This window comes from Georgenia daeguensis (genome assembly GCF_039537705.1).
Taxonomy (GTDB): domain Bacteria; phylum Actinomycetota; class Actinomycetes; order Actinomycetales; family Actinomycetaceae; genus Georgenia; species Georgenia daeguensis.
On sequence record NZ_BAABBA010000043.1, the window covers coordinates 1 to 11,943 of the forward strand.

The window sequence follows — 11,943 nt, forward strand, 5'->3', positions numbered from 1 at the left end:
GAGTCCCCGATCTACATCTCCAACCCGGTCTTCATCCGCGTCGCCTGACCGACGCCACCGCACCCCCCGGACCCCGGGGTGCCCCGCGTGGCACCCACCGCCACGCCCCCACCGCGCCGGCCCGCCCCCTCCCCCGGGGCGGGCCGTCGCCATGTCCGGCCCCGTCCGGCCTCTTCTGAGGAGTCATGCCATCGCCGCTCTTCGCCGTGTCCCGCTCGCTGCCCGCTCGGCGCGCCCCGACGCCTCCCCTCCTGAGTCCCCCGCGGCGTCTACCATCCCTCGGGTGATGTTCAAGGCCGTCGGGGACGGACGTCCCTACCCGGACCACGGCTTGACGACCCCGCGTGAGTGGGCGGCCGTCCCGCCCCGTCAGGTGCGCCTCGACCAGCTCGTGACCACCAAGAGCACGCTCGACCTGCGCTCGCTGCTGTCCACGGACTCCACGTTCTACGGTGATCTGTTCGCTCACGTCGTGTCCTGGCGCGGCAGCCTCTACCTGGAGGACGGCCTCCACCGCGCGCTGCGCGCCGCGCTGCAGCAGCGGCTGGTGCTCCACGCGCGCGTTCTCGAGCTGGACGACGAGGGGCGGCTCCGTGAGCAGGTCTGACTCCGTTACGGTTCCTCCTGTGACGGAGGAGATCGCGACCGACGAGGCCGCCCTCCGGCGTGCGGCTCGACGGCGGCGGCTGCAGCAGCGTCAGACGGTGGTCTTCGGCGGGCTGGTGATCGTCCTGCTCGTCGCCGCCCTGATCGCCGGTGCGATGTGGTCGGGTCTGCTGCCGGCACCCTTCAGCCGGGAGTTCTCCCGGGAGGAGCCGACCGGGCAGCAGATCGTCCAGCCGTGCGTGCCGGAGGGCGCCGTACCCGTCGATCTCGGGTCGGTGACCGCGAACGTCTACAACGGCACCGACACGGCCGGCCTGGCGGCGACCACGGCCGAGGCGCTCGGCGCCGCCGGGGTGCTGATCAACCAGCAGGCGAACTGGCCGCAGGGCGCCTACGAGGGCGTCGTGCAGATCGTCTCAGGGCCCCTCGGGGTGACGGCGGGCTACACCGTGGCGCGGCTCTTCCCGGAGTCCGTGGTGACCCTGGACGCGCGCACGGACGAGTCGGTGGACGTCGTGCTCGGCTCCGGCTACACCAAGATGCTCAGCGCCGACGAGATCGCCGCGCTCGACCCGCAGGCCCCGCTGGCCTCGCCCGAGGGCTGCCAGCCCGTGTCGGCGCCCCCCGCGGACGCTCCCGCGGAGGGCTGACCGCCGTAGGGGCGCGTCCGGCCGGGCTCAGCCCTCGCGGCGCAGCTCGCCCGGGTGCAGCTCCGCCCCCGCGGGCGCGGACGCCGGCGACGCCGCCTCCTGGCTCGTGCCCCTCGCCCGCGAGATCTGCCGCATCACGTGGTAGACGACGATCGCGGCCGCGGAGCCCAGCGCGATGCCCTCGAAACGCATCTCCCCCACGACCCAGGTGTAGTTGGCGATGCCGAGGATGAGGGCCACCGCGGCGGTGTTGAGGTTGACCGGGTCGGAGAAGTCCACGCGGTTCTGCACCCAGATCCGCACCCCGAGCATGCCGATCATCCCGTAGAGCACGGTGGCCGCGCCGCCCAGGACGCCCGGCGGGATGGTGGCGATGAGCTCGCCGAACTTCGGGGACATGCTCAGCAGGAACGCGACCACCGCGGCCACGAGGTACGCGGCGGTGGAGTACACACGGGTCGCCGCCATCACGCCGATGTTCTCCGCGTAGGTCGTGGTCCCGGACCCGCCGCCGACGCCGGCGAGGGCGGTGGACAGGCCGTCGGCGAAGAGCGCCCGGCCGGTGACGTCGTCGAGGTTCTCCCCCGTCATGGCGGCCACGGACTTCACGTGCCCGACGTTCTCCGCGACCAGGACGAGAACCACCGGCAGGAACAGGCCGAGCAGCGCGGGGTCGAAGCTCGGTGCGGTGAACTCGGGCAGCCCGAACCAGGCCGCGTCGGCGACCTTCTGCGTCTGCACCTCGCCCCGGAGCAGGGCCGTGGCGTACCCGACGAGGACGCCGAGCAGGATCGACAGGCGCCCCAGGATGCCGCGGAAGAGCACGGTGCACAGCAGGATCGCGCCCACCGTGACGACGGCGGTGACGGGCGCCTTCTGGACGTTGCCCCACGCGGAGGGGGCCAGGTTGAACCCGATCAGCGCGACGATGGCGCCGGTGACGGTGGGCGGCATGATGATGTCGATCCATCGCGCGCCGGCGAAGTGCACCACCAGGCCGATGATCGCGAGCAGGACACCGACGGCGACCACGCCGCCCAGCGCCGAGGACATCCCCTGGGACGCGGTGGCGGCCGTGATGGGCGCGATCAGGGCGAAGCTCGAGCCGAGGTAGCTCGGCACCCGGCCGGCCGTGATGACGAGGAACAGCAGCGTGCCGACCGCCGAGAAGAACAGGGTCGTCGCGGGCGGGAAGCCGGTGAGCAGCGGGACGAGGAACGTCGCGCCGAACATCGCGACGACGTGCTGCGCGCCGATGCCGATCGTGGCCGGCCAGCTCAGCCGCTCCTGGGGCCCCACCACCTCACCGGGTCCGATGCGGCGCCCGTCGCCGTGGACCGTCCACCTGCCGAAACCCTTGCGTTCGCTCATCGCGCTCTCCCCGTTCGTCGTCGCGCCTGCGCCCACGCCGTCGGGGGGCCGGTTCGGGAGGACAGGCTAGTGCCACGACGGCCCGGCCCGTCGCCGCCTGTGCGATCCTGGGCGGCGGCAGGCTGGTCCGGACGGCCCTGACCTGCCGTGCCGACGGCCCGAGGTGAGGAGAGTCGCATGGGCAAGGACGACGCCCGCCCCGGGCAGCCCGGCGCCGCGCGACCGGAGAACCCCTTCGCGCCGCCGGCCGCCCGGCCGGCGCCCGTCCCGCGCGCCTACCCGTCGGACTACGCCGCCGCCCCTGCCCCGGGGGCCGGCCCCTCGCCCTACCCCTCGCCCACGAGCGCCCCGCCCGCGAGCCAGCGCCAGGACGACGGCGCACCCCTCGTCTTCCCGGGCAGCGAGGGCGTCGACCACCGCGCCGTCCTGTCCGGGCCCGGGTACACCTCCGCGGTCGTGCGCAACGACCCGCTGGCGGTGGCCGCCCTGGTGCTCGGGGTCCTCGCGGTCGTCCCCGGGGTCGGCGTCCCCGCCGTCGTCTGCGGGCACCTCGCGCTGCGGCGTCACGACGGCTACGCCGGGGGCCGCGGCCTCGCCGTCGCCGGGCTGGCCCTCGGCTACACCCTCACCGCGCTCTGGGTGCTCCTCGTCCTGGCGATCTGGGGGCTGCGCACCGCCTGAGCGGACCGCGTCGGGAGGGACCCGCCCGCGACCGTAGGATCGCGGCGTGAAGCCGTTCCTGCTCCTGGCCACCCGCCCCGAGGACGCCGCCGCCGAGAGCGAGTACGAGGCCTTCCTCCGTTACGGCGGCCTGAGCGAGCGCGAGCTCGTCTGGATGCGGCTGGAGTCGACGCCCCTGCCGCCCCTGGACCTCGACGACTGGTCGGGGATCATGCTCGGGGGCAGCCCGTACACCAGCTCCATCCCGGACGGGCACAAGTCCGACACCCAGCTGCGCGTCGAGCACGAGCTCTCGCGCCTGCTGTCCGTCCTCATCCCCGCCGACTTCCCCTTCCTCGGCGCCTGCTACGGCGTCGGCACGCTCGCCCGGTACCTGGGCGCCAAGCTCGACGACACCTACGCCGAGCCGATCTCCGCGACCACCATCGAGGTGACCGACGACGGCGCCGCCGACCCGCTCCTCGCCGGGCTGCCGCCGTCGTTCGAGGCGTTCGTCGGCCACAAGGAGGCCGTGAGCAAGCTTCCCGACGGCGCCGTCCTGCTCGCGCGGGGCGAGGCGTGCCCGGTGCAGATGTTCCGCGTGGGGGCGAACCTCTACGGAACGCAGTTCCATCCGGAGCTCGACGTGCCGGGCATCCTCGAGCGCATCCGCATCTACCGCGACGCGGGCTACTTCGACCCCGCCGAGCAGGCCCAGGTGGAGGCCTCGGTGCGCGACGTCGACGTCACCGTCCCGCAGCGGATCGTCACCAACTTCGTGGCCCGGTACGCGCGCGACTGACCCCGCCCGCCCACGCGCTCTCCCGCGCGCCCCGGATCGTCCCGTATCCCGGCACGGCAGGGCGGGGTGGCCGCGCCGCGCGGCATCATCTCCGCCCATGACCTCCCAGACCCCCGGCGCGCCCGGCGCGCCGACCGCCGAGGACCGCTCCGCCCGCGTCGCGGTGACCCTGTTCCCGCTGCTCATCCTCACCGGCGCCGCCGTCGCGTTCCTGCTGCCCGGCACGTTCACGCCCCTGGGCGCCGCGATCAACCCGCTGCTCGGCATCATCATGTTCGGGATGGGGCTGACACTGACGCTGCCCGACTTCCGCCTCGTCGTGACGCGCCCGCTGCCCGTGCTGCTCGGCGTGGTCGCGCAGTACTCGATCATGCCGCTGCTCGGCCTCGGGGTGTCCTGGGCGCTGCAGCTGCCGGCCGAGCTCGCCGCGGGCGTCATCCTCGTGGGCTGCGCGCCGGGCGGGACGGCGTCGAACGTCGTCACCTACCTGGCCAAGGGCGACACGGCGCTCTCCGTCACGATGACCTCGGTCTCCACGCTGCTCGCCCCCCTCCTGACCCCGGTGCTCACGCTGTGGCTCGCGGGCCAGTACATGCCCGTCGACGGCGTCGGCATGGCGCTGTCCATCCTGCAGATCGTGCTCGTCCCGGTGGCGCTCGGCCTGGTGGCGCGCATGCTGCTGCCCGGCCTGGTCACGCGGGCGCTGCCGGTGCTGCCGTGGGTCTCCGTGGTCGCCATCACCCTGGTGGTCGTCGCCGTCGTCTCGGGCAGCGCCGACAAGATCGTCGAGGCCGGGCTGCTCGTCCTCGCCGCCGTCGTCCTGCACAACTGCCTCGGCTACGCCATCGGGTACGGCTTCGCCGCGGTGACCAAGCAGCCGGAGCGCGTGCGCCGCACCGTCGCGATCGAGGTCGGCATGCAGAACTCCGGCCTGGCCGCCGGTCTCGCCGCCACGTACTTCAGCCCGCTCGCCGCCCTCCCGGGCGCCGTGTTCTCGGTCTGGCACAACGTCTCGGGCGCGATCCTGGCCGCCGTGCTCCGCCGTCGTCCGCTCGCCCCGGAGCCGGCCCGCGCCACCGAGGCCGTCGCCTCCTGACGGTTCCGACGCACGACTGATCGCGGCCCCGCACCTGAACGGTGCGGGGCCGCGGCCCGTGACGGCCCGGCGACGGGAGGTGGAACTCCCGGCGTGCCGGGCGATCCGCGCGCGTGCGATGTCCGTTGTGTGTCACCCTTCTGCGATGACCGACCTCCCACGCCTGGCCGTGCGCCGGACGGTGTCGACGACGCTGCCGACGGAGCACGGGACCTTCGCCATGCACGGCTACGACGGCGCCGGCGGCCTCGGCCACGTCGCCCTCGTCATGGGTGACGTCGCCGGCGAGGGCCTCGACGACGTCGCCCCGCTCGTGCGGGTGCACTCCGAGTGCCTCACCGGGGACGCCTTCGGCTCGCGCCGGTGCGACTGCGGCGAGCAGCTCCACGCCGCCCTCGGCGCGATCGCCCGCGAGGGCCGCGGCGCCGTCGTGTACGTGCGTGGGCACGAGGGTCGCGGCATCGGCCTGCTGGCGAAGCTGCAGGCGTACGCGCTGCAGGACGCCGGGCTCGACACGGTGGACGCGAACCTCGAGCTGGGCTACCCGGCGGACGCGCGGACGTACGACGAGGTGGCCGACATCCTCCACGACCTCGGCGTCACGCGCGTGCGGCTGATGTCCTCGAACCCCGAGAAGGCCGAGCGCCTGACCGAGCTGGGCATCGAGGTGGTCGCCCGCCAGACGCTGCCGGTGGCGGACCGGCCCGAGAACGCCTTCTACCTCGACACCAAGCGGCGCCGCATGCGCCACGACTCCGTGGGTGCCGTGCCGGACGCGTGGGCCGAGCTGGTGGCCGGCCGGGTGCCGGACCACGGGGTGGCGGGGACCGACTCGGTGCTGCTGGACCGCTACGGGCCGCTGGTGGCGGCGGGTCCGGAGCTGACGATCGGCCAGCTGGCCCAGAGCATGGACGGGTTCATCGCGGCACGGTCCGGGGACGCCGAGTTCGTCAGCGGCGAGCAGGACCGGGAGCACCTGCACCGGCTGCGGGCGCTGGTGGACGTCGTGGTGATCGGGGTGTCCAGCGTGCTGGCGGACGACCCGAGGCTGACGGTGCGGGCGGTGGCGGGCGGCTCGCCCGTCCGCGTGGTGCTCGACCCGAACGGGCGCGCCCCGCACGGGTCTCACGTCCTCACGGTCGACGACGCCCCCACGCTCTGGGTGGTCGGGCCGGACGCCGTCGTGCCGGAGGTCGCCCCGCACGTCAGCGTGCTGCGCCTGCCGCTGGGGCCGTCCGGGTTCGAGCCGGCCGCGGTCCTGGCCGCGCTCCGGGAGCGCGGGCTCGGGCGGGTGCTGGTGGAGGGCGGCGGCCGGGTGGTCTCGGCGTTCCTCGCCGCGGGGCTCCTGGACCGGCTGTTCCTCACCACCGCGCCGCTGCTCATCGGCGACGGCGTGCCGGGCATCCGCTTCGACGGCTCGGACCGGCTCGCGGACGCCCTGAGCGCGCCCGTGCGTCGTTTCGTGCTCGGCGAGGACATCTGCACCGAGATGGACCTGGCGGCCGTGCGCGCCTGAGGTCAGGGCAGCGTCTGGCCGACGATCGCGGCGGTGACGTCCCAGCCCGGCAGCGTGGCTCGCCGGTCGGCCGCGGCGCGGCGCCACTGGTCCCGCAGGGACGTGTCGGTGAGCCAGCGTCGCAGCATGGCGGCCAACGCACCCGGGTCGCCCGGAGGGACCGCCGCCCCCGGGGTCGCCGTCTGGCCCGGGAGGGCGCCGCGGGTCAGCGCCTCGACGGCGCCCGTCCCCGCCCCGACCACCGCCGGGACGCCGTGGGCGAGCGCCTCGAGGACGACCATCCCGAACGTCTCCGTGCGCGAGGTGAGCACGAGCAGGTCGGCCGCCGACCACTCCGCCTCGAGCGGGTCACCCACGAGCGCCCCGGCGAGCCGGACCCGCTCCCCCAGGCCGGCGGCCTCGCGGCGCACGGCCTCGGCGAAGTCGCGGTCCACGTCGGGCGATCCCACCAGGACGGCTGTCCACGGCAGGTCCGTCACCTCGTGGAGCGCCCGGACGAGGGTGAGCGGGTCCTTGGTGGGCGTGAGGTTGGCGACGGCGAGGATGCGCGGCGGTGTCGAGCCTCCCGCGGTCGGAGCGCGGCGTGCGCCGGGCCGGGCCACGCGCACGTCCCGGAGCCCGTGGCGGGCGGCGAGGTCGTCCGCCGCCGTCCGGCTGGTCGCGACGACGGCGGAGGCCGCGCGCAGGGCACGCCCCTCGGCCTTTTCGCGCCGGTCAGCGTCCGGGGCGGCGAGACCGACCTCGTCCGCGGCGGCCATGTGAACGAGGACGACGACGCGGCACCCCTCGGCCACCGCCTCCTCGACCGGGCCGGGGGCGCCGCTCGCGACGATGCCGTCCACCAGGCTCACGGGGTGGGCGGCCAGGGCGGCGGCGAGGCGATCGAGGTCCGGGCCCGCGGGCTCCGGCCAGGCGCCGGAAAGGGCGTGGACGACGACGTCGTTACCGGCCGCCCGGAGCGCGGCGACGAGCTCGCAGTCGTAGGTGTTGCCGCCGCTGGGAGCGGTGCGGTCCCACGTGACGAACCCGAGCTGGCCGGCCGCGGCCGCCGGCTCCGCCGTCGTCCCGCCTTCTCGGGCCATCGCGGCTAGAGCTCGCGGGTGTAGGTCGCCCACGCGTCGGGGTGCTCCCGCAGCGTGACGTCGAGCCCGGCGTAGACGCCCGCCGGCAGCTTCCCGGCGACGCGGTCCGCGACCAGCTTGGCGAGCGCCTCGGTGGTGGTGAGCGTGCCGGCGAGCTCGGGGTGCTCGTCGAGGTTGGTGTAGTCGAGGTCCGCGAGGGCGTCCTTGAGGAGGGTCGTCGCCTCGCCGATGTCGATGACGATGGCCTCCTCCCCCAGCTCGGCCCGGCGGATCGTCAGCTCGACCACGAAGGTGGCGCCGTGCAGGGCCTGGGCCGGCCCGAACGCGGGGTGCGGCAGGGAGTGGGCGATCATCATGCGGTCACGGACGGTCAGGGCGAACATCAGGCTCCTTCTTCGGTGGACTTGGGGCTCTCGGGGTAGACGACGACGTGGCAGAGCGGGGACCCGCCCCCGGCGTAGAGCCGTTCCATCGCCGCGGGAAGGCCCGCGAGGTCGGAGCGGCTGGTGAGAAACGCGTCGAACGCGGGGTCGGCGAGCAGGCGCATGGCGAGGGCGAGCCTGTCCGCCGTCGTCCGCCGGGCGCGGCGGGCCGCCGAGACCGCTCCCACCTGGCTCGCGCGGATGCTCAGGCGGCGGGCGTGGAAGGCGGCCCCGAGGGGCACCTGCGGCTCGCGGGTGCCGTACCAGGACATCTCGATGAGCTCGCCCTCGTCGCCGAGCAGCTCGAGCCCCCGGGCGAGCCCGGACTCCGACGCGGAGCAGTGGATCACGAGGTCGCACTCGCCCGCGGCGTCGTCGGGGTGCACCCACTCGACCCCGAGCGCGGCGGCGAGGTCGGCGCGGGCGGGGTCGACGTCGACGAGCTGGAGCCGGTCCAGCGGGAAGGTCCGCAGCAGCGCCGCCACCGCGCCGCCCACCATGCCCGCCCCGACGACGGCGACCCGGTCGCCCAGCCGCGGGGCGGCGTCCCACAGCGCGTTGACGGCGGTCTCGACGGAGCCGGCGAGGACGGCGCGGTCGGAGGGGACGTCGTCGGGCACCGGCGTGAGCGCCGTGACCGGGACGACGTAGCGGTCCTGGTGCGGGTAGAGGCAGAAGACGCGGCGGCCGACGAGGTCCGCCGGCCCCTCCTCCACGACGCCGACCGAGAGGTAGCCGTACTTCACCGGTCCGGGCAGCTCACCCTCCTGGAACGGGGCGCGCATGGTGCGGGCGACGGCGGCGGGGACGGCGCCGGCGTGGACGAGCATCTCCGTGCCGCGGCTGACGCCCGAGCGCAGGGTGCGCACGAGCGCCTCACCCTCGCCGGGCGTCCGGCCGGGCTCGGTGCGCAGCTCGCCATTGCGGGGCGATGTCGTCCAGTAGGCGGTCCACATGGGTCGATTGTGTCGTGGACCTGCGGGGGCGCACGTCAGCGGCGCCGGTCATACCCTCGGGAGGATGGGACGGATGCGCGGCATCGTCGAGGAGCCGGCCGGGCTGCGGTACGTGCCCGGTTTCCTCACCGAGGTGCAGGAGGACTGGCTCCTCGCGCGTCTCACCGGCCTCGAGTACGGCGAGGTCCGCATGCACGGGCAGGTCGCCCGCCGGGTGGTCCGCCACTACGGCGTGGGCTACCACTTCGAGAGCGGGGCGGTGACGCCCGGGGAGCCGATCCCGGACTGGCTGCAGCCCGTGCGGGAGCGCTGCGCCGCGCTGCTGGAGCGGCCGACGGCGGAGCTGGCCGAGGCGCTCGCGACGTTCTACCCGCCGGGCGCCTCGATCGGCTGGCACCGGGACGCACCGGCGTTCGGGGACGTGGTCGGGGTCTCGCTGGGTTCGCCGTCGCCCATGCGGTTCCAGCTCGGTCAGGGCGCGGAGCGGAGGGTGTGGGAGCAGTGGCTCGAGCCGCGCTCGGCGTACGTGCTCGCCGGCCCGGTCCGGACGCGGTGGCAGCACCACATCCCGGCCGTGCGCGAGCCGCGTTACTCGCTGACGTTCCGCACGCTCCGCCGGAAGTTCGCGGAGCGGGGCAACGCAGTGGCACGGACGCACGGTGCCGGCGACGGTCCCGGCGAGGGCGACGAGGGCTGAGCCGGCACGGCGACGCCGGTTACCGTGGGGGCCCGGGACCGCACGTCGCCTCTCGTTCCCCGTGCACCGCCTTGCCCGACCCCGCTCGCCCGACCCGCCTCGCCCGACCCGCCTCGCCCGACCCGCTCAGAAGGATGTTCATGAACCTGCACGACGATCTGCTCGACGTGCGCGCCGTCGCGTTCGACGTCGACGGCACCCTCGCCGGCGGTGACCACCGCGTGAGTCCTCGCACGCTCCGCGCGCTGGCCGATCTGCGGGCGGCCGGGGTCGAGCCGATCATCGTCACGGGACGCATTCTGGGAGCCGCCACCGCGATCCTGGCGGACGCAGGGATCGACGGGTACGCCGTCGCCTCGAACGGTGCGGTCGCCGTCGACACGCGAGACTCAGACCCGCTTCACACCGCGTTCATGGACCCCGACGAGGCGCAGTCCGTCGTCGCCTTCTGCGAGGGCCGGGCGGTGGAGCCGTCGCTGTTCACGGTCGACACGATGGTCGTCGAGGAGGGCAGCGTGATCCACGGCCTGCTCGTCGCCGCGGACCCGACAGCCGCGACCAGGGCCGTCCCGCCCGGCGAGCTGCCGTACGCCGAGTCCACGAAGGCGGTCATCTTCGGCGAGCCTGGGACCCTCGACGCCCTCGACGCGGAGGTCCGAGCGGTGTTCCCTCGCATGGTGCGCTCGATGGACACCGCCTTCGAGATGAGCGCCGCGGGCGCCGACAAGTGGGCCGCGCTGAGTGCCGTCCTGGAGCGCCTCGGCATCCCCCCGGAGCGCTGCGCCGGGATCGGCGACGGCGAGAACGACGTCGTGTGGCTCTCTCGGGTGGGGTTCCCGGTCGCCATGGGCAACGCCCGGGAGCCGGTCCGCGTGCTGGCACGACTTCAGATCGGGCACCACGGCGACGAGGCGGTGGCCGAGCTGGTCGAGGCCCTGCTGGAGGCTCGCTCCGCCCGATAGCACCTGCAATCTGAAGCGCGGGCCGGGGTCTACCGGCGCTTCCTCGGCTCCACGGTTCCTCGGCTCCTCGGCTCCACGGCTTTTACGGAGAACCGCACAGATGGCCACCGGAGACTGTCGCCGACGTCGTCGTCACGCACACCACCCTCGACCCTCAGCAGCTGGTCATGGCGACGAAGCGCGCCCCCCGCGCATTCGGTTGCCCCACTCGCGTTGAGCGTATGCGTTGAGGTTGGTTGGGGACGTCCGAAGCCGATGTCAGTGGTCGAACATACGATCGATCCATGAGCAGAGGCGGAGTGCGCGGTGCGGGTGGGTGGTGCTGCCCGGAGGACGGGCGGCACGGCCCATGCCGGCATCTGCGTGCTTTCGCCGCTGAGCAGAGGGCGGCGGAGCGGCTGGCGCGGGCGCACGAGCTGTCGAGCGCGGGGCTGCAGGGGTTGGGGGTGCTGCTGGAGGCGGGTGACCCGTGGGCGCAGGGGGTGCTGGAGGAGCTGCTGGGCCCGGACGACGAGGCCCCGCGCGCCCCCGGGGCGGACGCGGAGGGGTCCGCGGTCCTGGCCGGGCTGGCGCCGGCGGGGTTCACGCGTACGAGCGCGCTGCCGGCCGTGGAGTCTGCCGCCGCCGAGCTCGATGCTGCCGCCGGTTCCTCTGCGGGCTCCGACGACCCAGTCGGCACCGCCGCGGGCGTGGTGGTGACGGCGGACGCCGCCGCCGACTCCGATGCCGGCGCCGTTTCCTCTGCCAGCTCCGACGACCCATCCGGCACCGGCGCCGACCTTGATGCCGATGCCGAGGGTTTTGTGGGTGGTGGTCCGGCGTGGTCGCGGGCGTTGCGGCGGCGGGTGTCGGAGGTCTTCGACCCGGCGGTGGCGGGTGGGGGTGTTGGCGGCCTGGGGGTCGGGGTGGGGGTGCTGGCGGGGATGCGTGGGGGTGCGGACCTGGCGGCGGTGCTGACCGGCACGGAGGTGTCGAGGCTGGGGCGGGTCGCGGGGGTCGAGGTCCTGGCGGCGCACCGGCGGGTCCAGGCGTGGGCGGCGGGGCGGGTGGCGCTGGCGGCGGCCGGGCTGGCGGAGACCGCGACGTTCTTCGACCATCCGCGCCTGGCCGGGCCGGTGGACGT

General features: G+C 74.7%; 12 protein-coding genes and 1 pseudogene. 9 read left to right on the plus strand and 4 right to left on the minus strand.

From position 1 onward, the window contains the following. The first annotated feature begins 283 nt into the window (after nt 1–283). Both ABD774_RS20765 and ABD774_RS20770 read left to right on the plus strand, forming a co-directional pair. Nucleotides 284–607 carry a type II toxin-antitoxin system VapB family antitoxin gene (locus ABD774_RS20765; protein WP_345045497.1) on the plus strand — a complete coding sequence of 108 codons (324 nt, stop codon included), beginning with the start codon at nt 284–286 and terminating at the stop codon, nt 605–607. A 19-nt stretch (nt 608–626) separates the two neighbouring features. Next, complete coding sequence (locus ABD774_RS20770) at nt 627–1,256, plus strand: LytR C-terminal domain-containing protein (protein WP_345045499.1); 630 nt, start codon at nt 627–629, stop codon at nt 1,254–1,256. Nucleotides 1,257–1,283: 27 nt separating this feature from the next. Here the strand turns inward: ABD774_RS20770 and ABD774_RS20775 are convergent, their stop codons facing one another. Further along, on the minus strand, nt 1,284–2,627 hold the full coding sequence (locus tag ABD774_RS20775) for a uracil-xanthine permease family protein (protein ID WP_345045501.1): 1,344 nt from the start codon (nt 2,625–2,627) through the stop codon (nt 1,284–1,286). A 177-nt stretch (nt 2,628–2,804) separates the two neighbouring features. Here ABD774_RS20775 and ABD774_RS20780 point away from each other — a divergent pair, with 177 nt between their 5' ends. The 4 genes from ABD774_RS20780 (at nt 2,805) to ribA (ending at nt 6,701) form a co-directional block, all read left to right on the plus strand. Further along, the gene (locus ABD774_RS20780; protein WP_345045503.1) at nt 2,805–3,308 is read left to right on the plus strand and encodes a DUF4190 domain-containing protein; all 504 of its coding nucleotides are present in this window, start codon (nt 2,805–2,807) and stop codon (nt 3,306–3,308) included. A 46-nt stretch (nt 3,309–3,354) separates the two neighbouring features. After that, nucleotides 3,355–4,089, plus strand: coding sequence for a glutamine amidotransferase (locus ABD774_RS20785; RefSeq protein ID WP_345045505.1), 735 nt, complete (start codon nt 3,355–3,357; stop codon nt 4,087–4,089). A 97-nt stretch (nt 4,090–4,186) separates the two neighbouring features. Next, on the plus strand, nt 4,187–5,185 hold the full coding sequence (locus tag ABD774_RS20790) for a bile acid:sodium symporter family protein (RefSeq protein ID WP_345045507.1): 999 nt from the start codon (nt 4,187–4,189) through the stop codon (nt 5,183–5,185). Nucleotides 5,186–5,330: 145 nt separating this feature from the next. Next, nucleotides 5,331–6,701 carry a GTP cyclohydrolase II gene (gene ribA, locus ABD774_RS20795; protein WP_345045510.1) on the plus strand — a complete coding sequence of 457 codons (1,371 nt, stop codon included), beginning with the start codon at nt 5,331–5,333 and terminating at the stop codon, nt 6,699–6,701. Between the two features lie 2 nt (nt 6,702–6,703). Here the strand turns inward: ribA and ABD774_RS20800 are convergent, their stop codons facing one another. The 3 genes from ABD774_RS20800 to ABD774_RS20810 are packed head-to-tail and all read right to left on the minus strand — an operon-like array spanning nt 6,704 to nt 9,161. Then, the gene (locus tag ABD774_RS20800) at nt 6,704–7,783 is read right to left on the minus strand and encodes a glycosyltransferase family 4 protein (RefSeq protein WP_345045513.1); all 1,080 of its coding nucleotides are present in this window, start codon (nt 7,781–7,783) and stop codon (nt 6,704–6,706) included. A gap of 5 nt (nt 7,784–7,788) precedes the next feature. Continuing rightward, nucleotides 7,789–8,166, minus strand: coding sequence for a 6-pyruvoyl trahydropterin synthase family protein (locus ABD774_RS20805; RefSeq protein ID WP_345045515.1), 378 nt, complete (start codon nt 8,164–8,166; stop codon nt 7,789–7,791). Continuing rightward, nucleotides 8,166–9,161 carry a zinc-dependent alcohol dehydrogenase gene (locus tag ABD774_RS20810; protein ID WP_345045518.1) on the minus strand — a complete coding sequence of 332 codons (996 nt, stop codon included), beginning with the start codon at nt 9,159–9,161 and terminating at the stop codon, nt 8,166–8,168. The genes ABD774_RS20805 and ABD774_RS20810 overlap by 1 nt, the downstream gene beginning before the upstream one ends. Nucleotides 9,162–9,225: 64 nt before the next feature. Here ABD774_RS20810 and ABD774_RS20815 point away from each other — a divergent pair, with 64 nt between their 5' ends. The 3 genes and pseudogenes from ABD774_RS20815 to ABD774_RS20825 form a co-directional block, all read left to right on the plus strand. After that, the gene (locus ABD774_RS20815) at nt 9,226–9,858 is read left to right on the plus strand and encodes an alpha-ketoglutarate-dependent dioxygenase AlkB (protein WP_345045520.1); all 633 of its coding nucleotides are present in this window, start codon (nt 9,226–9,228) and stop codon (nt 9,856–9,858) included. A gap of 140 nt (nt 9,859–9,998) precedes the next feature. Next, nucleotides 9,999–10,820, plus strand: coding sequence for an HAD family hydrolase (locus tag ABD774_RS20820; RefSeq protein ID WP_345045523.1), 822 nt, complete (start codon nt 9,999–10,001; stop codon nt 10,818–10,820). Nucleotides 10,821–11,104: 284 nt separating this feature from the next. Then, nucleotides 11,105–11,943 (plus strand): annotated as a pseudogene (locus tag ABD774_RS20825) (hypothetical protein); the annotation flags it as partial.